Origin of the sequence: Parasphingomonas halimpatiens (assembly GCF_036663795.1) — a bacterium.
Taxonomy (GTDB): Bacteria; Pseudomonadota; Alphaproteobacteria; order Sphingomonadales; family Sphingomonadaceae; genus Sphingomonas.
Window position 1 is genome coordinate 1 of record NZ_JAXOJP010000008.1, and the last position, 21022, is coordinate 21022.

Consider the following 21022-nt stretch of genomic DNA (forward strand, 5'->3'; position numbering starts at 1 on the left):
CCGCCTATGTTGCCGGCGGGCGGTATCAGTCCAGGCCATCTGCTTCTCCTATCGTCTCGACAACGACGGTGAATCACAACCTACTGATATCGCTCAACCACTTTCCGCTCGGGCTCTGAGATCGGGTGAAATCTTATCTCGATCTTTGTATAAAGTAGAAACGGTCTGAGCACCATTTACTACTACATAATTAGTGACGATGAGCGTCTCACCGTCAGATGAAATGTCCACCAAATCACAAAGTAATGTAATGCCATTGTGGAATAGCGGGAATAAAGGATGTGTTTCTTTGTGGCCCAAGCTTTCCCTAATGCCACGATTGACACTAGTGTTTCCTAAAGGAAGTCTGACATTTTGAGCAAAAAGAGAGAAGTCGCTGATGCCTGACAGCGAAACTAAATCAGAGGCCGGAGTAATGAACTGGTACATTGTGGCTTGGCTGCCAGCCTCATAAATAAGCATTAGCGATTCGAATACAGATAGACTTGTCTTGCCCTGCACGCCTTCGGGGGCATTAATATCTATATATTCTTCCGCAATACGTTGCCGATCATACAGTGTTATCGACAAATGGTTGCCGAGAAAGGCGACGGCGTTTTCATCACGAAGCGCGTTCGTAATAAAAACTCCCCTAATTTTGTAGCCCGTCCCAATCTTTTCCGGAATTTTACTTCGTTCTACAAGTTTCTTTAATTCAGAATTTTTTGTGTTAGCCGCTAGGGCGGCAACCTTCTCGGCGCTGTCGAATTGACCGAGAGAGCCAGAAAACTCTTTCAATGCGACATCACCGAGTGTCTTTGCAAAATTCTGGGAAAGCTTTGATTGGAAAAATACGACCTCTTGATCAAGGTCGTTAACATATATCGCGTCTATGCCTTGGTCGTAATTTCCGTCACAAATACTGTCATCGGCTTCAATGTCGTCCAGGTTGTAAACTTCTTCGAGAAACCAGTTGAGGAATGCGGCAGATTCTGAGCGTCCTTTGGCAATATGCTTCGAGGCGAGCGATAGAATGCTCTTATAGTCAAGGTCTTCCGGTTTCATCACTCGCCCCCAAAGTTATTCCGCCGCAATCCCGGCCTTGGAGAACATATCCCCCTCGCCAGCCGCTCCCACGCCCGCATCCTCATTCGCCGCCGGGCCGGCCTTGGCTTTCTGCCGCTTGTCGAAGCCTTCCCACACCTCGTTCCAGTTGCCGCGCGTCGCGGCCTTGGAATATTCGGTGGCGCGCTGTTCGAAGAAGTTGGCGTGCTCGACGCCGTTGAGCATCGGCGCGAGCCATGGCAGCGGGTGCTCGTCGATCATGTAGATCGGCTTCATGCCGAGCTGCCCCAGCCGCCAGTCGGCGATGTAGCGGATATATTTCTTGATCTCCTTGGGCGTCATGCCGTTGACCGGACCCATCTCGAAGGCGAGATCGATGAAATTGTCCTCGAGCCGCACCGTCGTCTGGCACATGTCCATGATGTCGGAGCGCACCGACTTGGTCAGGCAATCGCGTTCCTTGCAGAAGGCGTGGAACAGCTTGATGATGCCCTCGCAGTGCAGGCTCTCGTCGCGGATCGACCAGGTGACGATCTGGCCCATGCCCTTCATCTTGTTGAAGCGCGGGAAGTTCATCAGCATCGCGAAGCTGGCGAAGAGCTGCAAGCCTTCGGTGAAGCCGCCGAACATCGCCAGCGTCTTGGCGATATCCTCGTCGGTGTCGACGCCGAAGGTCTGCAGATAGTCGTGCTTGTCCTTCATCTCGCTATATTCGAGGAAGGCGCCATATTCGCTCTCGGGCATGCCGATCGTGTCGAGCAGGTGGCTGTACGCCGCGATGTGCACCGTCTCCATGTTGGAGAAGGCGGCGAGCATCATCTTGATCTCGGTCGGCTTGAAGATGCGGCCATATTTCTCGTGGTAGCAATCCTGCACCTCGACATCGGCCTGGGTGAAGAAGCGGAAGATCTGCGTCAGCAGGTTGCGCTCGTGATCCGACAGCTTCTGCGCCCAGTCGCGGCAATCCTCGCCGAGCGGCACTTCCTCGGGCATCCAGTGGATCTGCTGCTGGCGCTTCCAGAACTCGAACGCCCAGGGGTATTCGAACGGCTTGTACTGCTTGCGGGCTTCGGTGAGGGACATGGGCTTACTCCGGGTCTGATATGTAGGATGTGGTTTCAAGATTGTCTGGGCGGCGGCGCAGCTTCGTCCAGGCGAAGAGGGCAAGCGGGATCGCAAAGATCGACCAGATGTCGATGAATAGCAGGTCAGGAAGGAACCCGCCCTGCCGCACCAAGGCCAAACTATGACCCATCTCGTCAATCATGCAGCCGCGACCGTGGCACTGAAAGCCGTAATGCTCAGGCCAGCCGACTTTTTCGCGGAGTATTGCGCCGCCGCCCAACCAGAGCACGATGGCCGTTAACAGCAGCCAGGAAGCGGAGCCACCAATGGTGCGGTTGCCGATGGTAATCTGCGGAAAGCCCATCACCGCGCGCCCCACGACCAGAGCGACGCCGCGAAGCCGCCGAGAATGATCGCGAAGGCGGCGAACATCGTGCCGGCAATGCGGCGGCCATAGCTGCCGGCCTCGCTGCGCACCGGGCGCAGCAGCACGACGATCGCAGCGATGGCGCTGGTGGCGGCGACGGCGGCCATGATGAGCGGGGCGGGGAGAATCATGCCGGCGACCTTAGCAGGAGATAGAAGGCGGCGCCCGCGACCATGATCAGGCCGGCCAGCCGCCACGGCCAGCGGAGGCGCTTTTTATGGCCGGCGTCGATCGCCGCGACCTTTTTGAAATAGCCCGTCGCGCCGCTGCCCGGCCCGGGCGCGCGGCGCGCCATGAACTTGTCGGCGCCGTCGCTGCCGCCGGTGGCGATCAGCCACAGGCCGGCCAGCGCGGCGATCAACGCCTCGACGCCATAGCCCTGTGAGAGTGACGCGATCATGCCTATATTTCCGTTGCGACCAAAGCGCGCTTCGTGCGTTGGGGGTCCGCAACCGTAACGAAGGAGCTGATACCATGGCCGATGCAAGCGCGATCAGGGGACATATGGAAGTCATCGGTGCCGACGGCGTCCATGTCGGGACCGTCGACAAGGTCGAGGGTGAGCGCATCAAGCTGACCAAGCAGGACAGCGGCGCCGGGCGCCATATGGGCCACCATCACTATATCTCGCTCGGCTTGGTGGCCGATGTCGAGGGCAACCAGGTGCGGCTCAGCGCCAATGGCGACGTCGCCGTGACCTTCGAGGAAGAGGCCTGAACTCACTTTCCCTCTCCCCTTGTGGGAGAGGGAGGGAAACCCGTAGGGTCGGAAGGGTGAGGGGGACTGACGCGGACGTTGCGTTCCGGACTCCCCCTCATCCGGCGCTTCGCGCCACCTTCTCCCACAAGGGGAGAAGGAATTTGCGGCGCGATCGTCGAGATCACACCATTCAGATTACCCAACACATCGTTGTTCCAGAAGCGAAGAACGCGGTAGCCTTCGCCTTGCAAGAAGCGTGTCCGGTTCTCGTCGTAGGACTCGGCCTCGCCATGCTGGCCACCATCGACTTCGACGATCAGTCTGGCCGCGTGCGAGAAGAAATCGGCAAAGAAACGGCCCATCGGCACCTGGAAGCGGAATTTCGCGTGCGGGAACGCCTCGCGAAAGGCGCGCCACAGTTTCTTCTCGGCGTCCGTGGCGTTGTGGCGCAGTTCGCGTGAACGCGCGACGGTGTTGGTTGGCAGGAGCTGGCGCCTGGTCAGACCTTGCGCATTCCCCCTCACCTTCCCACGCTTCGCGTGGGCCCCTTCCTCTCCCACAAGGGGAGAGGAGATTGGGTACGATTCCTGGTTTCCCTCTCCCCTTGTGGGAGAGGGAGGGAGACCCGCCGGGTCGGAAGGGTGAGGGGGACTTGCTAGCGCCACCTCACTGGCACGCCAGACACTCGTCGTAATCGCGCGATTCGACCTCGAATTTGGGCGCGTCGATGGTGTTGTCGCTCTCTACCCCGCCGGCGAAACCGGCGCGCTGCACCGATTTGGAGCGGAGATAATAAAGCGACTTGATGCCCAGTTCCCAGGCGCGGAAATGGAGCATCAGCAGGTCCCATTTCTCGACATCGGCCGGGATGAACAGGTTCAAGGACTGCGCCTGGTCGATATAGGGCGCGCGGTCGCCGGCGAGCTCGAGGATCCAGCGCTGGTCGATCTCGAAGCTGGTCTTGAAGCAGTCCTTCTCCTCGGTGGAGAGGAAATCGAGATGCTGGACCGAGCCGCCCAGTTCGAGGATCGAGTTCCACACCGCGTCGCTGTTCTTCGATTTCTCGTTGAGCAGCTTTTCGAGATAGGGGTTCTTGATCGACCACGAGCCGCTGAGCGTCTTGTGGGTGTAGATGTTGGCCGGGATCGGCTCGATGCAGGCGCTGGTGCCGCCGGTGATGATGCTGATCGAGGCGGTCGGCGCGATCGCCATCTTGCAGCTGAAACGCTCCATCACGCCCATGTCGGCGGCGTCGGGGCAGGGGCCGCGCTCGACCGCGAGCTGCATCGAGGCCTCGTCGACCTGCGCCTTGATGTGCTTGAACATGCGCATGTTCCAGCTCTTGGCCATGGCGCCCTCGAAGGGCAGGCCGCGTGCCTGCAAGAAGCTGTGGAAGCCCATCACGCCGAGCCCGACCGAACGCTCGCGCATCGCCGAATAGGCGGCATGCTCCATGCCCGGCTCGGCGCGGTCGATGAAGTCCTGCAAGACATTGTCGAGGAACCGCATGATGTCCTCGATGAAGCCCTTGGCGTCCTTCCACTGGTCCCAGGTCTCGAAGTTCAGCGACGACAGGCAGCACACCGCGGTGCGATCGTTGCCGAGATGGTCCTTGCCGGTCGGCAGCGTGATTTCCGAGCACAGGTTGGAGGTCGAGACCTTGAGGCCGAGATCGCGGTGATGCTTGGGCATCGCCTTGTTCACATGGTCGGCGAAGACGATGTACGGCTCGCCAGTAGCGAGACGGGTCTCGACCAGCTTCTGGAAAAGCGAGCGGGCATCGACCGTCGCGCGGGCGCTGCCGTCCTTGGGGCTGGTGAGGGTCCATTCGGCGCCCTCGCGCACCGCTTCCATGAAGGCGTCGGTGACGAGCACGCCGTGGTGCAAGTTGAGCGCCTTGCGGTTGAAGTCGCCCGAGGGTTTGCGGATCTCGAGGAATTCCTCGATCTCGGGGTGCGAGATGTCGAGATAGACCGCGGCCGACCCGCGGCGGAGACTGCCCTGGCTGATCGCGAGGGTCAGCGAATCCATCACGCGGACGAACGGGATGATGCCGCTGGTCTTGCCGTTGAGGCCGACCGGCTCGCCGATGCCGCGGACATTGCCCCAATAGGTGCCGATGCCGCCGCCGCGCGAGGCGAGCCAGACATTCTCGTTCCAGGTGTCGACGATGCCGCCCAGGCTGTCGGGCACCGAGTTGAGGAAGCAGGAGATGGGCAGGCCGCGCCCGGTGCCGCCGTTCGACAGCACGGGGGTGGCGGGCATGAACCACAGCCGCGAAATATAGTCGTAGAGGCGCTGCGCGTGCGCGGCATCGTCGGCATAGGCCGAGGCGACGCGGACGAACAGGTCCTGGAACTTCTCGCCCGGCAGCAGATAGCGGTCGGACAACGTCTCCTTGCCGAAATCGGTCAGCAGCGCGTCGCGCGAATGATCGACCTCGACGGGGTAGAGCTGCGCGCGCACTTCCTTCGAATCGCCGCGCGTCTCGAGCTTGCGCGCCGCGCCGTTGCGCTCGTTCGCCGCGCCGTCGCTCGTCGCGGGCGCGCGCATGTCCTTCGCCGCCTCAGCGGGGGCCGTGCTCGCCGGGACGGCGTCGATCGTGTCGCTGGCCATGTTCACATTCGCTTCCTGACTGTCCCTGAAATCCATCTGTCTGCCGCCCTTTTCAACCCGGGCCCCGCGACCCGTGTTCCCTGTCCGTTCGAATCGGGGGCGAACCCCCATGATACCATCGCGGGCGCCCCGACGGAGAGCGAAATCTGTCCTCCCCCGCGCGAAAGATGCGCAGGTGGTTCAGTGCCGCAATATGGTGTTGCGGTGATCGCTCTACCAGTTCTTGGGTTCGCCCCCGAACTCAACCCCAACAGATTGTGCCCGATCGCCGCGCGACGCAAGACGGTAAATGACTCTTTCATGACTCGGTTCGTCGCTATTTTGAGTCGGCTCATGGCATCCGTCGGCATGCTGCAATGCCGCGACGCGCGGACTTCCGCCGGGTTCGCGAAAGGCAAGGGGACGAACAGGGAACGCAAGATTTTTTGTGAATGTTATGTCATCGATAATGCCACAATCGCGAGGGGGTCACGTGGTGTCAGACCGGCGGCGCGCCGAGCCGGTCGGCGAGGTCGGTGAGGCTGGTCGCCTCATGGTCCCACGCCTGTGCCGCAGCGCGATCGGGCGCCGGACGGCCGCCATATTCCAGCGGCCGCGCGACATAGGCGGTGGCGAGGCCGCAGGCGCGCGCGGCGGCGAGGTCGCTGTGATGCGCGGCGACGAGGCACAGCTCGGCCGGCGCGATGCCGAGAATGTCGGCGGTGCCGCGATAGGCCTGGGGCAGCGGCTTGTAATGGCCGGTCGATTCGGCGCCGAGGATCGTATCCCAGGGCAGGCCGGCGCGGCGCGCCATCGCGAGCGACAGCGCGGTGTTGGCGTTGGACAGCGTGACGATCGGGAAGCGCGCCTTGAGTCGTGTCAGCCCGGCGACCGAGTCGGGCCACGGATCGAGTCGGCGCCAGGCATGCGCCGCTTCGACCAGCGCCTCCTCGGCGATCGACGCCGGGGCGATGTCGTGGCGGGCGAGCAAAGTCTCGAGCGTCTCGCGGTTGAGGATATCGAGCCTGGTATAGGGCCGGCGGCCGCTGCGGCATTCCTCCATCGCCGGCTGGTAGAGGCCGCGCCACTGATCGGCGAAGGCTGCGGGGTCGATGTCGGGCCGGCCATGCGCGGCGAGGAACGGCGCCATCTCGCGCGCGATGCTGGTGCGCCAGTCGACCACCGTGCCGAACACGTCGAAGGCGAGGGCGCGGATCGGCATGCCGGACTCCTTCATTTCTGCTTCCCCGGCGAAGGCCGGGGCCCAGTTGGATAACGCTGATTACGACGCGCAGCGCTGCTTTACGATGACCTTTCCACCTGGGCCCCGGCCTTCGCCGGGGAAGGGTCGTTGGCTCAGGCTCCGGCCGCCACCGGCAAGGTCACCACCGCTGCCAGCCCACCGCCCGGTGCCTCGCCCAGCGCCAGCGCGCCGCCGTGCAGTTCCGCCAGCTCGCGCGCGATCGACAGGCCGAAGCCATGGCCTTCGCCCGCCTCGTCGAGCCGGCGGCCAGGTTCGAGCGCGGCAGAGCGCGCGGCGGGGGGGATACCGGGGCCGTCATCGGCGATCGTGATCGTGGCGATGGCGCCAGCCACGGTCGCGGTCAGGCTGAGCTCATGGGTCGCCCAGCGCCAGCCATTGTCGAGCAGGTTGCCGAGCAGCTCGTCGAGATCCTGCGCGTCGATCGCCAGCTGCAAATCGGGCGGGACATCGGCGGCAAAGGCGATGGCGCGATCGGCGTGGATCCGCGCCAGCGCGGCGGCGAGCGCGGTCACTGCCGGGGCGAGCGCGCTGCGCCGGCGGGTCGCGCCACCCGGCACCTCGGCGCGCGCTCGGCCGAGATGGTGGCGGATCGCGCCGTCGATCCGCGCCACCTCGGCGGCGAGGCTGCCATCGGGGTCGCGGCCGGGCTCGCGCAGCGCCACCGCCAGCGTGGCGAGCGGGGTCTTGAGGCCGTGCGCGAGATTGGCGACATGGCCGCGCGCGCTGGCGAGCTGCGCGGCATTCTGGTCGAGCAGCGCGTTGAGCTCGGCAGCGAGCGGGGCAAGTTCGGTCGGTTGGTCGCTGGGCAGGCGCTGCGCGGTGCCGCCACGAATCGCCGCGATCGACGCGCGTAGTCGACCGAGCGGGCGCAGGCCGAGGCGCAGCTGCACCAAAGTCGCCAACGCCAGCGCCACGCCGAGCAGCGCGAGCGAGCCGAGCAGCGGCGGCATCGCGGCACGGATCGGCCGCGCGACGATGCTGCGCGGCGCGGCGGCGATGATCGTCGCCGGGCCGGCAGCGGTCGCCACCGTCAGCCGCCGGGCATGGCGGACGCGGCCATTGGCGCCGCGCAGATCGAACGGGTGCGGGTCGCGACCCCAATGACGCTCGCGCGCCTCATCGCGATCGTCGTCGTGCGGGCGGGGCGGCGGCGGGGCAGGGAGCAGGCCCGCACCCTCGGCCTCGGGCGGCGTCGGCGAGGCAAGCGTGCCGCGTGGCGCGACGATCCGCCAGCCCCAGCCCGACTCGGCATCGTCATAGGGCGCGGCGACGGGCGCGCGCGCCGCATCGATGCTGCCATCGGGGCGGACGGCGGTGGCGAGCAGCGCGATCTGCGCGTCGAGCCGGTCGTCGAGCCCCGCGGTGACGAAGCGTTCGAGGATCGTGCCGATCGCCAGCGCGGCAAAGGCCAGCGCGGCGATTGTCGCGACCACAGAGAGCAGCACCAGCCGGCCATAGAGCGAACGCGGCAACAGCCTCATGCCATGACGCCGTCGGTGAGGCGGTAACCGCGCCCGCGCACCGTCTCGATCATCGTCGCGCCGATCTTGCGGCGCAGCCGGCCGATGATCACCTCGAGCGAGTTGGAATCGGGGTCGGTATCGGTCTCATAGACACGCTCGAGCAGGTCGAGCCGGTCGATCACCACGCTTTTGCGCAGCATCAGCGCCGACAGCACGCGCCATTCGAACGCGGTGAGGCGCAGCGGCAGGCCGTCGAGCTCGAACTGGCCGGTCTGCGCGTCGAACGCCAGCGGACCGCAGGTGATGACCGCGGCGGCATGCCCGGCGGCGCGGCGGACCAGCGCGCGCAGCCGCATGACCAGTTCCTCGACGCGGAACGGCTTGGTGAGATAATCGTCGGCGCCGGCGCGGAACCCCTCGACCTTGTCCGACCAGCCGTCGCGCGCGGTGAGGATCAGCACCGGCAGGTCGCGCCCCGCCGCGCGCCATTCGCGCAGCACGGTGATGCCCGGCTTCACCGGCAGGCCGAGATCGAGCACCGCGGCGTCATAACGCCCGGTATCGCCGAGATGCGCGCCGTCCTCGCCATTGGCGGCGAGGTCGACCGCGAAATGCTCGCGGCGCAGCGCCCTGGCGATGCCCTCGGCCAGCGCCGTGTCGTCCTCGACCAGCAGGATCCGCATCGTCTCGCCTCTCATTCCTCGCCGGTCGGTTAGGGCGTGGCGCTAAACCGAAACTGAACGGCCGGGTTCAGCGCGCGTCGGCAGGACGAGGGTAGAGGGAGGACACACGACACGCAAAGGAGAAGCAAGATGGTCGATATGAGCAAGTTGATGTCACGCCGGGCGACGCTCGGCCTGGGCGGCGCGGCGCTGCTGGTGCTGGGCGCGGCGGGCGGCGGGGCGGTCGCGCATATGACGCGGCCGGCGGTCGAGATGGCGCCGGCCAATGCGGTGGCGATTTCTTCGCTGGCGCAGCGGCAGGGGATCGTCACGGTCAAGGGCAAGGTTGCCGAGGTCTATGGCGATCGCTTCGTGATCGCCGATGGTAGCGGCCGGACGATGGTCGATGCCGGGCGCGCCGCCCGCGACCTGCAGGCCGGCGCGCCGCTGACGGTGCAGGGGCGCTATGACGATGGCCAGCTGCATGCCTCGTTCCTGGTCGACCAGAACGGCACGGTCGCGCCGGTAGGCCCGCGGCATGGCCGGCACTTCGGCCATCGCGGTCCGGAGGGACGTGGCGGTCCAGAGGGGCGCGACGGCCCCGAAGGCCGCGATGGCCCCGATCGCGACGGCCCGCCACACGCGCCGGGCTGCGTGCCCGCCGCGCCCGCCATCGCAGCGCCGGCACCGGCCACCACCGGCAAGTGACGCGCGATACCACCGTCCGGCAGCGTTGCCGGGCGGTGGTGTCAGCCGGCCTTGCGTGCGGGATTGGCGACCGTCGCCGGGTTGAGCCGCTCGAGGTTGAAGGTCTGGGCGAATTCGAGGCCGGCCTTGCCGTCTGCCGCCCAGCGCAGCTTGGCGGGAAACATCTGGTCCTCGAGCAGCTCGATCATGATGTCGACGTCCTTCGCATCGCCGCTGATTTCGATCCCGTCGATCATCGCGCCGGTCGACGAGATGTTGCGGATCCGGACCTCGCCTTCCGCACCGCCCGCAGCGATCCGCGCGCTGCGCAGCATGGTGGTGCGTGGCGCACGGCTGACGCGATAGCCGGTCGCGGTCGCCTGGCCGCCATTGACGACCAGTTGCTGCGCGACGTCGTCGGCGCGGGCGGGTTTGCCATAGACATAGCCCTGGATGTGGCTGCAGCCGAGTGCGCGGATCAGCTCGATCTGGTCGAAGGTTTCGACCCCTTCGGCGGTGGTTTCCATGCCCAGCGTGTCGGCGAGCGTGACGATCGCCTTGATGATCGCGGCATTGCGGTTGCCGGCGATCGCCGCGCCTTTCACGAAACTCTGGTCGATCTTGATCTTGTCGAACGGCGCTTTCTTGAGATAGCCGAGCGAGGAATATCCGGTGCCGAAATCGTCGAGCGCGAGACGGACGCCGATGCCCTTCAACAGCTTGAACATGCTTTCGGACGAGGCATTGTCGTCGAGGAACACGCCCTCGGTGATTTCCAGCTCGAGCCGGCCCGGCGAAAGCCCGGCGCGCGCCAACGCGTTGGTGACGATCGTCGGCAGATTGGGGTTGGCGAACTGGATCGGCGAGACATTGACCGCGACGCGCACGTCGCGCGGCCAGTTGACCGCTTCGAGACAGGCGGTGCGCAAAACCCATTCGCCGATCGATTCGATCAACCCGCATTCCTCGGCCACCGGGATGAAATCGCTCGGCGAGACGGCGCCGCGCGTTGGGTGGTTCCAGCGCACCAGCGCCTCGTAACCGACGATCCGCTCGCTGATCGTGCTGACCACCGGCTGATAGGCAACGTGGAACTGGTTGTGCGCCAGTGCCTGGCGGAGATCGTCTTCGAGCTCCTTGCGGCTCTGCGCGCCGACCAGCAATTCCTCGCGGAAAAAGCGATGGATGCCGCGCCCGTCGGCCTTGGCGGCATAAAGCGCGAGATCGGCATTGCGGACGAGCTTTTCGGCGTCCTCGCCATGCTCCGGCGCGATCGCGATGCCGATCGAACAGCCGATCGTGATCGACGAGCCGTCGATGAAATAGGGCTGGGAGAGCGCGGCGATGACCTCGGTCGCCAGCGCAGCAAGACGGTCGCGTTGCGCGAGGCCGGGCAGGATGACCTCGAACTCGTCGCCGCCGAGCCGGCCGACCAGTCCGGCCTCGCCGATGCTGCGCTGCAGCCGTTGCGCGACCTGCTTCAACAGGCTGTCGCCGGTCTGATGGCCGAGCGTGTCGTTGACCGCCTTGAAGCGATCGAGATCGAGCAGGAACAGCGCGGAAGCACGATGCGCGCCGCCTGGCTGGTGCAGCGTCTGGTCGAGCGAGACGCGCATGCGTTGGCGGTTGGCGAGGCCGGTCAGGCCGTCGAACAGCGCGAGGCGGGTGATCTCGGCATCGGCGCGGCGGCGCTCGGTCAGGTCGCTGCCCGAGCCGATGAAACCCTGGAAGCGGCCCAGATCATCGGCGATCGGCCGGCCCGAGATCGACCACCAGCGTTCGAGCTTGCTCGCGCTCGCCGGACGCACCGAATAGTTTGAAAAGGCGGTGCGCGAGGACAGGTGGAAGGCGAGCGTGCGCTCGGTTTCGGGCAGCACGCTGTCGACGCGGAACAGCGCGGTCAGCATCTCGCCGATCGCCGGCATGTCGGGCAGGTCGAGTTCGGCGGCGACCTTTTCCGACAAATAGGTCACGCGGCCCTCGCTGTCGGTCTGCCAGAACCAGCCGGTCGAGTGCGATTCGAACTCGGCGATCAGGCGGGTCGCCATGCGGCCCTGCATCTGCGACCGGTCGCGCTGACGCGCATTGGCTTCGTCGAATCGCGCAAGGCGATAGGTCGCCAGCGCAAGGCACAGCAATGCCGCGACGCCGACCCCGCAGACGAGGCCCGGCCCGGCCTGCACGCCGATCGTCGCGACCATCGCCGTCGCGAAGCCGAGCGTGGCGGCGCGCACCGGATGCAGCGCGACGACGGTGATGATGATCGTGCCGAACACCGCCACGAAGCTGGCGAGGCGGTAATTGCCGATCGGAAAGCCGGCGGTGATCGACAGCAGCGAAAGCAGGCTGACGGCGATGCCTGCGGCAGAAACCGTCGCGAGCCGGACCTTGGCATGGGGCGACCAGCGATGGGTAAAGGGCAGCTTCAGCGCGATGAGAACGACCAGCCCGAGCGCACCGATCAGGCCGTTATGCAGCATGACCCGCGCGACGATGTCGGGGCGGCCGAGCATTCGTGCGACATGGTCGACGAGTCCGCCGGTCGATGCGAGCGCCAGCAGCACCAGCGGCCAGGCGGCGGACAATTGCCGGACCTGATCGCGCAGCGACTCGTCATGTGCTTCGGCCACCACCGCGCCCGGCACGAGATCATCGCGCAGGCCGCCGGCGGCACCGGCAATGGCACGAAAGGGGTGAAGCGGGGTGATCACATGACGTGTCTAGCAAAGCATCCTTGCTGAAAAGTTTGCTTGAGATCAATTAGGGTTGCGACCTACCCATTTTGAGCGTCGTAGGGGCGATAGCCCTCCCATGGCCATGGCAGCCCGACCGGGCCGAGCAGGCGATCGACCAGCGGTACGAAGATCGACTCGGCCTTGTTGTCATTGGCCAGCAACAGGATGCAGTCGCGGCGGCGCTCGATGCACAGCGCGTAGTTGGAGGTGCCGTCGTCATGACCCTCCTTGAAGAAGGCGTGACCATAGGGCGTGTCGAACAGACCCCAGCCGACGCCATAGCCGAGTCGGATCGCTTTCCATCGGTCGGTGCGCTGGTCGTTCAGCGTGGGGAATTGCGACGGGCTGTCGATGGCGATCGACGATCGCACCATCTCGGCGCGGGCCTGGCGACTCAGCCGGTCACCGCGCGCGACCATGGCGAGGAAGCGCGACCAGTCGGCGAGCGAGGTCGCCATCGATCCTGCCATATCGGCGCGCGTGCGATGCTTGAAGACCTTCGCCGGCGCGTCGTCGGGATAGACCAGTGCGACATTGTCGCCGAAGCCGGCCTGCCAGGTCATGCCCGTATGGGCCATATCGAGCGGGGTGAAGATGCGGCGCTGCATCTCGGCGCCGACATCGAGGCCAAGCCCCTGTTCGACCACGAACTGCGCCAGTTCGATCCCTTCGCCCGAATAGCCGTAGCGCGTTCCGGGATCGCGGTGAAAGCGGAGTTTCTGGTCGGGCTCGAAACGCCGCAGATTGGCGAAGCCGCTGCTGTGGTTAAGCAACATGCGCAAGGTCAGCTGGCGCCAGCGTGAGTCGCCGGCGAGAACGGCATAGTCGGGATATTCGGGAAGCGGTTTGGGCAGATAGGCAGCGATCGGTCGGTCGAGGTCAATTCGCCGTTCGTCGACCAGTTGCATGATGAACCAGGCAAAGGTCGCCTTGGTCAGCGACGCGCCGTACATCACCGTATCGGGCGTCAGCGGCAGGCCCGCCGCGACGTCGCGCATGCCATAGCTGCGCAGGAAGACGACACGCCCGTTGCGGATCAACGCCACGCCGAGACCGGTCGTCCGCGTTGCCGCCATCAGCTCGCGCACCGCAGCGTCGATCTCGCTGGACGAGAGACGCCGCCCATCGAGCATGCGGACCGGCGCGCCCGCGGGTGGCGCCGCCGCAAGGCCGAGCAAGACGAGGATGAGGGCAACGATCCTGCGCATGGCAACCTCCCGTTTTGCCCGGATCAGACGCGCGTGACGGGCTACGGTCAAGCAGTAGCGAAAGGTCTGCGGGCTGGTTATGGGGCTGCCCATGAGCACCATCATTCGCACCGCCGATCTGATCGAGAGCGTCGCCGACGCGCTGCAGTTCATCTCCTACTATCACCCGATGGATTATATCCGCGCGCTGGGTGTCGCCTATGACGCCGAACAGGGGCCGGCGGCGAAGGATGCGATCGCGCAGATCCTGACCAACAGCCGGATGTGCGCCGAGGGGCACCGGCCGATCTGCCAGGACACCGGCATCGTCAACGTGTTCGTCCAATGGGGCATGGATTGCCGGCTCGACGACACGTCGCGCTCGCTGCAGGATGTGGTCGATGAAGGTGTGCGGCTCGCCTATCTCAACCCGGAGAACAAGCTGCGTGCCTCGGTGCTGACCGATCCGGCCTTCACGCGCCGCAACACCAAGGACAACACGCCGTGCGTGCTGCACGTCGATATGGTGCCGGGCGACCGGGTGCAGATCGACGTCGCGGCCAAGGGCGGCGGCAGCGAGAACAAGTCGAAGTTCAAGATGATGAACCCGAGCGACTCGATCGTCGACTGGGTGCTCGAGATGCTGCCGCAGATGGGCGCCGGCTGGTGCCCGCCGGGCATGCTCGGCATCGGCATCGGCGGCACCGCCGAGCATTGCGTGCTGCTCGCCAAGAAGGCGCTGATGGAACAGATAGACATGGCCGCGCTCAAGGCGCGCGGGGCCCAGACCGACATCGAGGCGCTGCGCATCGAGATCTACGACAAGGTCAATGCGCTCGGCATCGGCGCGCAGGGGCTGGGCGGGCTGTCGACCATCCTCGACGTCAAGATCCTCGACGCGCCGTGCCATGCGGCGGGCAAGCCGGTGGCGATGATCCCCAATTGTGCGGCGACGCGCCATGCGCATTTCACGCTCGACGGCTCGGGTCCGGCCTATCTCGACGCTCCGAAGCCCGACGAATGGCCCGATGTGAACTGGACGCCCGACAAGGCCGCGATCCGCGTCGATCTCGACACGCTGACGCCCGAGGTCGTGCAGGGCTGGAAGCAGGGCGACCGGCTGCTCTTGAACGGCAAGATGCTCACGGGCCGCGACGCCGCGCACAAGCGGATCAAGGACATGCTCGATCGTGGCGAGCCGCTGCCGGTCGATTTCGCGGGCCGCGTGATCTATTATGTCGGCCCGGTCGATCCGGTCGGCGAAGAGGTCGTCGGCCCGGCCGGTCCGACCACCGCGACGCGGATGGACAGCTTCACGCGCATGATGCTCGGGCAAGGGTTGCTGGCGATGGTCGGCAAGGCCGAGCGCGGGCCCGATGCGACGAAGGCGATCGCGGAGGGCAAGAGCGCCTATCTGATGGCGGTCGGCGGTGCGGCTTATCTCGTCGCGCGCGCGATCAAGGGCTCGAAGGTCGTCGGGTTCGAGGACCTCGGGATGGAGGCGATCTACGAGTTCGAGGTCAGCGATTTCCCGGTGACGGTCGCGGTGGATAGCGACGGGGCGAATGTCCACCAGCTCGCGCCGCTGGTGTGGAAAGAGAAGATCGCGCGGGAGAAGCTGCTGGCGTGAGGTAAGGGCGCGGCTTTCCCCTCCACCGCCTTCGGCGGTCCCCCTCCCCATGCTTCGCATGGGGAGGAAAGGGGGGTGTCGCTCGCGGTTGCACCTCTGATTTGACGCGATAAGCTGGCCTGATCGTTCCTCCCCATCGCAGATGGGACTAACATACTTGACTCAGTAGTTAGTCCCTTCCTAGATGGGAAGGACGGGCAGTGGCCCATATTATTGATTTAAGCGATCTGCAGTTTCGCCGGGTGCCGGTCGATTTCCGGTCTTCCGCTGGCGTCCCTCAGACAAGGTGGGTGCCGGTAGGAATGCCCTATATTCCGCAGAATGTCATAAACGCCGTTTTCTACCTTTACGAAACGATGGACGACGCGCTCGCGGGAAATAGCCCTCAAGGCTCGGGCTTCGTCGTGCGCTATGAGGGATATGGGCATAACTCGCCCCACGAATTACCCACCAGGGTTCCAGGAAACCATTTCTATGGGCTCACTAACTGGCATGTGGCCGTCAGGGGCGGTGCGCCGATTGTCCGCCTGAACACGCTGGATGGCCAAACGGATATTATCGAGTTTGGGCCTGAGGACTGGCATTGCCTGTTCGGCAAATATGACGTGGCGGTAGTACCACTAAACATCGACCCGAAAATTCATGCCGTTTCGACGATATCCACTAGGTCGTTTCACTTCGCTCCGGACCCTTACGGACCCAAGGTCGGGATCGGCGATGACGTATTTATGCTGGGGCTTTTCGTCGACCATGCCGGCCAAGCTACCAACGTTCCAAGCGCCAGATTTGGCAACGTAAGCATGCTGCCGAACCCAGCGGCGAAAATACCGCAGCCGACTGGATACCGTGGCGAAAGCTACATCGTTGACATGCACTCTCGCTCGGGATTTTCGGGCTCCCCGGTCTTTGTATACCGAACCTTTGGGAGCGACTTCACCAATGATTTTCGCGGTGAGAAGGTTGAGCTAGTTAATTTCGAGCTTTCGGCAACCAATAGCAATCGCGCGAAAGGTAGGGTCCGCGTAGAAACGTTCTTTCAGTTTCTTGGTATTCACTGGGGTCAATTTCCCGAACTCTGGGAGATGAAAGGCGGGAAGCCTCTAGCCGAGGCCCGGAAGGATCTCATCGTTGATGGCGCTTACGTGGTAGGTTTGAGCGGCATGACATGCGTCATACCAGCTCACCATATCGCCGAGGTGCTGGAGATGCCCGCGCTTAGAACACTGCGCCAGCCAGAGATTAACGCGGCCATGGCGGCCGAGGCGACAACCGTTAGGCCGGAAGAGGCTAACTAACCCGCAACTTCCTACGCTTCCACGTCCAGCGTCCGCGATACAGCGTCACGGACCACGTTTGGCGCGTCGCTCTGCCTCGTCCTTTAGTCGAGCCTCCCGAAACTCCTCCGGATTCACCCGGAACAGCGCCGTTGCCAGCTTCTTGAAACGTGACAAAGACTCGGGTTGCGGGTGGCTTTCCTCGCCCTTGGCGGGGCTTTCAGGCGGCGCTTGCGATGGCTGCATTGCCAGTCAACTCCCGATAGGTGAGCTTGCGCCCGATGATGCCCGACAGCGCGAGGGCGAAGCGGTCGCCGTCCTTGCCCTTGCGGGCATTGAAGCGGAACACCTGCTCGTCAACGTACCGGCCGAGGTGGAACGGCTCAACGCTGATATAGGTACCCTTGATCGACCGCTTGAGCAAAGCCCAGAAGCCTTCGATGCTGTTCGTGTGGTGATCGCCCTTCACATATTCGCCAGCGCCGTGGCTGACGAAGCCATGCGTGAAGGTGCGGCCAAGGTGACGATAGCCGGAATGCTCGTCGGTCGAAACCTTGGCACCGGGAGCGACCACGGCATGGACGAAGCCGTCGAGGGTTGCGGTGTCAGTGTTCTCGATGACCTCTGCAACGGCGTTGCCGCCACGCTGTAGGGCACCGATGACGGCAGTCTTGCCAGCGGTGCCGCGCTTGTTCTTTGGGTCGCCTTTGTGGCGATTGGCGACCTTGCCGCCGATGTAGCTTTCGTCGCTCTCGATATGGCCATCCATCTTCTCGATGGTGCCGAGCTTCATCGCCAGCCGGATACGGTGGTTCATGTGCCAAGCCGACTTTTGCGTGATGCCGAGCGCGCGCGCCATCTCGTAAGAGCTGATACCGTTCTTGCAGTTGGCAACCTGCCAGATGGCGACGAACCACTTGTCGAGCGGAAGGGCGCTATCTTCGAAGATCGTCCCGACCTTGGCCGAAAACTGGCGCTTGGCGTGCTTCTCCTTGCACTCCCAAATGCGGCGCGTCGCGATGTAGCGAACGTCCGTGCGCCCACAGTGCGGGCAATACACGCCGTCCGGCCAGCGAAGCTCGACCATGTGCTTGAGCGCGACTTCCGGGTCTGCGAAGTACCGGATTGCTTCGATGAGGGTGCGTGGTTCGTGTGCCATGCACCTCACCTAGACCTTCAAATCTACTGAGTCAAGTATATTAGTGCCATCGCAGATGGGGAGGGGGACCACGAAGTGGTGGAGGGGAAATGCCACCAACGCGACGCATGGTGGAGCGCGCACGGGCACTGCGGCGCACGATGACGCCGCCGGAAGTGCGGCTGTGGCAATGGCTGCGGACGCGTCCGGGCGGGTTCAAGTTTCGGCATCAGCACCCGACAGGGCCGTATGTGTTCGATTTCTACTGCGCGGCGGTAAAGCTGGTGATCGAGGTCGATGGTGAAGTTCATGCGCGTGGCGATCGGCCGGAGCGCGATATCGTCCGCGACGCGTGGTGTGCGGGGCAGGGAATGCGGGTGATGAGGATCGCCGCGCTTGATGTGATGCAGGATCTGGATGCGGTGTCGCGCGCCATCATGAGCGCCTGCGGAGTGGAGCGCGCGGATTTCCCCTCCACCAGCTTCGCTGGTCCCCCTCCCCATGCAAAGCATGGGGAGGAATAGGTTGGCTACTTCGCCGCCACCACGGGGAGCAACACCGCGCTGGCGCCCGCGGCGCCATAGGTGACCGACACCGTCGCCTTCTTATAGTCGCCCGGCTTGGCGAGGAAGATGTTCGGGACATAGGTCTGCGGGTTGCGGTCGTAGAGCGGGAACTGGCTCGACTGAACTTGCACCATGATGCGGTGCCCCGGCAGGAAGACATGATTCATCGCCGGTAGGCGGAATTTATATTCCTGCACCTTGCCCGCCGGGATCGCGCTGGGATGCTCGAAGCTCTGGCGGTAGCGGCCGCGAAAGATGTCCATGCTGATCGCCAGCTGATAGCCGCCCATCTTCGGGTCGGTGGCGTTCTCGGCCGGATAGACGTCGATCACCTTGACGATGAAATCGCCGTCGGTGCCGGTCGTCTTCGCAAAGATGTCGGCCATCGGCACGCCCGAGACGCGCACCGCATCGCTCAGCACCGGCGTCTGCCACGTCAGCACGTCGGGCCGGCCATCGACCCCGCGCTGGTCGCTGACCAGCCAGTCGCCCCAGCGCCCGTCGTTGAAGTTCACCGGGCGCGGCAGATGCGGCACCGGCTTGGCCGGGTCGGACACATAGCTGTCCTCACCGCTCGCCGCCGCCGAGAAGCCGAGTCCGCCGGCGGCCTGGAGATAGAGCGGCGTGAGCGGCGCCGGGCAATCCTTCGCGCAGGCGAGCGGCCAGTCGGCGAAGCGGTCCCAGTGATTTTCGCCGGTGTTGTAGATCGTCGCGGCGGGCAGCGTCACCGCCGGACCGTCCTTCAGATACTGATTGAAATAGGGCACCACCATCTGCTCACGGAACTGCTGCGCGGTGTCGCCGTCCCATTGGAACGGTCCGAGGCTGCGGCCCTCGCGATTGACCTGGCTGTGGCGCCACGGCCCCATGACGAGGTGGTTGTTGCCGAGCTTGCCGGCGCCCTTCAGCGCCTGCCAGCTATGGATCGCGCCATACATGTCCTCCTGGTCCCACAGCCCCTGTTCCCAGATCGTCGGGACGTCGGACGGGTTGGTCAGGATCAGCTTGTCGAGCGCCTGGCCCTGCCAGAAGCCGTCATAGGCAGGGTGCGCCACCATCTTCTGCCAATAGGGCAGCTGGTCATAGCCCGCCTTCTTCGCCCAGGCGCCGGCCGAACCGATGTCGCGGAAATTGTCGTAATCGTCATAACCACCGGTCGGCGGCGCCTTCCCCGCGCCCTTGAAGCCGGTCTGCCCGCCGAGCCAGGCGATGTTGGCGAGGCGGAAGGCGCCATGATGGAACCAATCGTCGCCCATCCAGCCGTCGATCATCGGGCTTTCCGGCGCCGCGACCTTGAGCGCGGGATGCGGCTTGAGCAGCGCCATCACGACGGTGAAACCCTCGTAGGACGAACCGATCATCCCGACGCGACCGTTCGACTGCGGCAAATTGGCCTTGTTCACCAGCCAGTCGATCGTGTCATAGGCGTCGGTGACATGGTCGACGCTGGTCGCGTTGAGCGGACCGATGACGGGACGGGTCACGACATAGGCGCCCTCGGAGCCATATTTGCCGCGGATGTCCTGATAGACGCGGATATAGCCCGCCTTGACGAAAGGCTCATCGGCCAGCGGCAGCGTCGCGAGCATGCTCGGGCTGTCGCTGCGGCTGGCGCGCCCGGCGGCGTTGTACGGCGTGCGCGTCAGCACGATCGGCGCGTTCACGGCGTTCTTCGGGATGACGATGACGGTGTAGAGCTTCACGCCGTCGCGCATCGGGATCATCTCGACGCGCTTGATATAGTCGTTGCTGTCGGCCGGCGGGGTGAACTTCGCCGGAATATCGCCACCCGGCACGGCGAGCGCCGGCGCGCTCGGGGCGGGCGCGGTCTGGGCGAACGCGACACCGGACAGGAGCGTGGTGGCGAGGAGCGCGTATCCGAGCCGCATGGGCGATTTCCTTTGTTGTCGTGGCACCTGATCGGCGAGCCGGGGGCGCAGCGCGCCGGGCGGCGGCGCGATGTGTTAGCCTAGGATGACAGTGGCGAAAAGCCAACGGTCCTGGCCGGCTTTGGGCGAAGTAGAGACCGTCGAAGCCCATGGCGCTACGCCGCCGAGGAAGCGACGGCGACCGCCGCGCTCATTCTTCATCGATCGGACGGCTCGCCCAGCTGGCGTACAGCGTCGGAAGTTTTGCGACCAGGATGATGGCGTAGAGCCACAATGCCATCAGGCCGTCGAGCAGCGCGTCGCGGGACCAAAGCGCGAAAAAGCCCAGCGCGATCACCAGGCCTATTCCGATGTTCAAGACGAGGCTTACGACAGCGAAGCCGAACAGATAGGCGCTGCGGCGCACCTGGATGTCGCGCTCGTCGACTCCCTCGATCGCGCCCAGCGGCTTGACGGGGCCGAACAGCGACAGGAATCCCGCGCAGCCCTGAACCATGACGAGCAGCGCAAATCCGATCGCAGGATGGGCAGACACAAAGCTAACGCACAGCCCGATCGTCGCGATCGTCAGCGCCACGATCGGCCACCAGCGCAGGTGGCGGCGGCGCTGTTGCTGCTTGGCCAGCCGCTTCGAAAGCTGCGGGATGCCCGTCAGATAGGCAATGTCGTCGAGGCGGTTGATGAGTGAACGGGTCAT

General features: G+C 64.6%; 20 protein-coding genes. 5 read left to right on the forward strand and 15 right to left on the reverse strand.

Features of this window, described 5'->3' with window-relative positions; translation table 11 throughout:
• Positions 1 to 93: 93 nt before the first annotated feature.
• The 5 genes from U1839_RS10330 to U1839_RS10350 are packed head-to-tail and all read right to left on the reverse strand — an operon-like array spanning position 94 to position 2936.
• Positions 94 to 1044 (reverse strand): AIPR family protein, encoded by a 951-nt coding sequence (locus tag U1839_RS10330; RefSeq protein WP_332803558.1) that lies wholly within the window; start codon positions 1042 to 1044, stop codon positions 94 to 96.
• A 15-nt stretch (positions 1045 to 1059) separates the two neighbouring features.
• Positions 1060 to 2127, reverse strand: a complete 1068-nt coding sequence (locus U1839_RS10335) for a ribonucleotide-diphosphate reductase subunit beta (protein WP_332803559.1) — start codon at positions 2125 to 2127, stop codon at positions 1060 to 1062.
• 4 nt (positions 2128 to 2131) lie between these two features.
• Positions 2132 to 2473: a hypothetical protein gene (locus tag U1839_RS10340; RefSeq protein WP_332803560.1), complete on the reverse strand. Its 342-nt coding sequence runs from the start codon at positions 2471 to 2473 to the stop codon at positions 2132 to 2134.
• On the reverse strand, positions 2473 to 2667 hold the full coding sequence (locus U1839_RS10345) for a hypothetical protein (protein WP_332803561.1): 195 nt from the start codon (positions 2665 to 2667) through the stop codon (positions 2473 to 2475). The genes U1839_RS10340 and U1839_RS10345 overlap by 1 nt, the downstream gene beginning before the upstream one ends.
• Entirely contained in the window at positions 2664 to 2936 is a 273-nt protein-coding gene (locus U1839_RS10350) for a hypothetical protein (RefSeq protein ID WP_332803562.1), read from the reverse strand. The genes U1839_RS10345 and U1839_RS10350 overlap by 4 nt, the downstream gene beginning before the upstream one ends.
• A gap of 74 nt (positions 2937 to 3010) precedes the next feature.
• Between U1839_RS10350 and U1839_RS10355 the strand changes: the two genes are divergently transcribed.
• Complete coding sequence (locus tag U1839_RS10355) at positions 3011 to 3253, forward strand: DUF2171 domain-containing protein (RefSeq protein ID WP_332803563.1); 243 nt, start codon at positions 3011 to 3013, stop codon at positions 3251 to 3253.
• A 2-nt stretch (positions 3254 to 3255) separates the two neighbouring features.
• On the opposite strand, the gene U1839_RS10360 is transcribed toward U1839_RS10355, so the two are convergent.
• From U1839_RS10360 to U1839_RS10380, 5 genes are all read right to left on the reverse strand, one after another.
• Positions 3256 to 3900: an endonuclease domain-containing protein gene (locus U1839_RS10360; protein ID WP_332803564.1), complete on the reverse strand. Its 645-nt coding sequence runs from the start codon at positions 3898 to 3900 to the stop codon at positions 3256 to 3258.
• Between the two features lies 1 nt (position 3901).
• Positions 3902 to 5887, reverse strand: a complete 1986-nt coding sequence (locus tag U1839_RS10365) for a ribonucleoside-diphosphate reductase subunit alpha (protein WP_332803565.1) — start codon at positions 5885 to 5887, stop codon at positions 3902 to 3904.
• A gap of 442 nt (positions 5888 to 6329) precedes the next feature.
• A complete protein-coding gene (locus U1839_RS10370) occupies positions 6330 to 7052 on the reverse strand; it encodes a haloacid dehalogenase type II (RefSeq protein WP_332803566.1) in 723 nt (240 codons plus the stop codon).
• 134 nt (positions 7053 to 7186) lie between these two features.
• Complete coding sequence (locus U1839_RS10375) at positions 7187 to 8575, reverse strand: ATP-binding protein (RefSeq protein WP_332803567.1); 1389 nt, start codon at positions 8573 to 8575, stop codon at positions 7187 to 7189.
• Positions 8572 to 9240: a response regulator gene (locus U1839_RS10380; protein WP_332803568.1), complete on the reverse strand. Its 669-nt coding sequence runs from the start codon at positions 9238 to 9240 to the stop codon at positions 8572 to 8574. Before U1839_RS10380 ends, U1839_RS10375 begins: the two co-directional genes overlap by 4 nt.
• A gap of 129 nt (positions 9241 to 9369) precedes the next feature.
• Here U1839_RS10380 and U1839_RS10385 point away from each other — a divergent pair, with 129 nt between their 5' ends.
• A complete protein-coding gene (locus U1839_RS10385; protein ID WP_332803569.1) occupies positions 9370 to 9927 on the forward strand; it encodes a hypothetical protein in 558 nt (185 codons plus the stop codon).
• A 41-nt stretch (positions 9928 to 9968) separates the two neighbouring features.
• Here U1839_RS10385 and U1839_RS10390 read toward each other — a convergent pair whose 3' ends face one another.
• Both U1839_RS10390 and U1839_RS10395 read right to left on the reverse strand, forming a co-directional pair.
• Positions 9969 to 12617, reverse strand: a complete 2649-nt coding sequence (locus U1839_RS10390) for a putative bifunctional diguanylate cyclase/phosphodiesterase (RefSeq protein WP_332803570.1) — start codon at positions 12615 to 12617, stop codon at positions 9969 to 9971.
• Positions 12618 to 12679: 62 nt separating this feature from the next.
• Positions 12680 to 13849 (reverse strand): serine hydrolase domain-containing protein, encoded by a 1170-nt coding sequence (locus tag U1839_RS10395; RefSeq protein ID WP_332803571.1) that lies wholly within the window; start codon positions 13847 to 13849, stop codon positions 12680 to 12682.
• Between the two features lie 91 nt (positions 13850 to 13940).
• On the opposite strand from U1839_RS10395, the gene U1839_RS10400 reads away from it, so the two are divergent.
• Both U1839_RS10400 and U1839_RS10405 read left to right on the forward strand, forming a co-directional pair.
• The gene (locus tag U1839_RS10400; protein WP_332803572.1) at positions 13941 to 15458 is read left to right on the forward strand and encodes a fumarate hydratase; all 1518 of its coding nucleotides are present in this window, start codon (positions 13941 to 13943) and stop codon (positions 15456 to 15458) included.
• 200 nt (positions 15459 to 15658) lie between these two features.
• The gene (locus U1839_RS10405) at positions 15659 to 16753 is read left to right on the forward strand and encodes a S1 family serine peptidase (protein WP_332803573.1); all 1095 of its coding nucleotides are present in this window, start codon (positions 15659 to 15661) and stop codon (positions 16751 to 16753) included.
• A 199-nt stretch (positions 16754 to 16952) separates the two neighbouring features.
• On the opposite strand, the gene U1839_RS10410 is transcribed toward U1839_RS10405, so the two are convergent.
• Positions 16953 to 17891 carry an IS1595 family transposase gene (locus U1839_RS10410; RefSeq protein WP_332803574.1) on the reverse strand — a complete coding sequence of 313 codons (939 nt, stop codon included), beginning with the start codon at positions 17889 to 17891 and terminating at the stop codon, positions 16953 to 16955.
• Positions 17892 to 17998: 107 nt separating this feature from the next.
• Between U1839_RS10410 and U1839_RS10415 the strand changes: the two genes are divergently transcribed.
• Complete coding sequence (locus U1839_RS10415; protein WP_332803575.1) at positions 17999 to 18394, forward strand: endonuclease domain-containing protein; 396 nt, start codon at positions 17999 to 18001, stop codon at positions 18392 to 18394.
• Positions 18395 to 18399: 5 nt separating this feature from the next.
• On the opposite strand, the gene U1839_RS10420 is transcribed toward U1839_RS10415, so the two are convergent.
• Both U1839_RS10420 and U1839_RS10425 read right to left on the reverse strand, forming a co-directional pair.
• The gene (locus U1839_RS10420; RefSeq protein WP_332803576.1) at positions 18400 to 20325 is read right to left on the reverse strand and encodes a CocE/NonD family hydrolase; all 1926 of its coding nucleotides are present in this window, start codon (positions 20323 to 20325) and stop codon (positions 18400 to 18402) included.
• A gap of 190 nt (positions 20326 to 20515) precedes the next feature.
• Positions 20516 to 21022 (reverse strand): hypothetical protein, encoded by a 507-nt coding sequence (locus tag U1839_RS10425; protein WP_332803577.1) that lies wholly within the window; start codon positions 21020 to 21022, stop codon positions 20516 to 20518.

Coding starts and splice junctions, on each gene's coding strand:
- U1839_RS10340 (WP_332803560.1), bottom strand. CDS start 2,473: ATGGGCTTTCCGCAGATTACCATCGGCAACCGCACCATTGGTGGCTCC.
- U1839_RS10335 (WP_332803559.1), bottom strand. CDS start 2,127: ATGTCCCTCACCGAAGCCCGCAAGCAGTACAAGCCGTTCGAATACCCC.
- U1839_RS10395 (WP_332803571.1), bottom strand. CDS start 13,849: ATGCGCAGGATCGTTGCCCTCATCCTCGTCTTGCTCGGCCTTGCGGCG.
- U1839_RS10420 (WP_332803576.1), bottom strand. CDS start 20,325: ATGCGGCTCGGATACGCGCTCCTCGCCACCACGCTCCTGTCCGGTGTC.
- U1839_RS10365 (WP_332803565.1), bottom strand. CDS start 5,887: ATGGATTTCAGGGACAGTCAGGAAGCGAATGTGAACATGGCCAGCGAC.
- U1839_RS10375 (WP_332803567.1), bottom strand. CDS start 8,575: ATGAGGCTGTTGCCGCGTTCGCTCTATGGCCGGCTGGTGCTGCTCTCT.
- U1839_RS10380 (WP_332803568.1), bottom strand. CDS start 9,240: ATGCGGATCCTGCTGGTCGAGGACGACACGGCGCTGGCCGAGGGCATC.
- U1839_RS10400 (WP_332803572.1), top strand. CDS start 13,941: ATGAGCACCATCATTCGCACCGCCGATCTGATCGAGAGCGTCGCCGAC.
- U1839_RS10345 (WP_332803561.1), bottom strand. CDS start 2,667: ATGATTCTCCCCGCCCCGCTCATCATGGCCGCCGTCGCCGCCACCAGC.
- U1839_RS10385 (WP_332803569.1), top strand. CDS start 9,370: ATGGTCGATATGAGCAAGTTGATGTCACGCCGGGCGACGCTCGGCCTG.
- U1839_RS10410 (WP_332803574.1), bottom strand. CDS start 17,891: ATGGCACACGAACCACGCACCCTCATCGAAGCAATCCGGTACTTCGCA.
- U1839_RS10415 (WP_332803575.1), top strand. CDS start 17,999: ATGGTGGAGCGCGCACGGGCACTGCGGCGCACGATGACGCCGCCGGAA.
- U1839_RS10330 (WP_332803558.1), bottom strand. CDS start 1,044: ATGAAACCGGAAGACCTTGACTATAAGAGCATTCTATCGCTCGCCTCG.
- U1839_RS10425 (WP_332803577.1), bottom strand. CDS start 21,022: ATGACCCGTTCACTCATCAACCGCCTCGACGACATTGCCTATCTGACG.
- U1839_RS10370 (WP_332803566.1), bottom strand. CDS start 7,052: ATGCCGATCCGCGCCCTCGCCTTCGACGTGTTCGGCACGGTGGTCGAC.
- U1839_RS10355 (WP_332803563.1), top strand. CDS start 3,011: ATGGCCGATGCAAGCGCGATCAGGGGACATATGGAAGTCATCGGTGCC.
- U1839_RS10350 (WP_332803562.1), bottom strand. CDS start 2,936: ATGATCGCGTCACTCTCACAGGGCTATGGCGTCGAGGCGTTGATCGCC.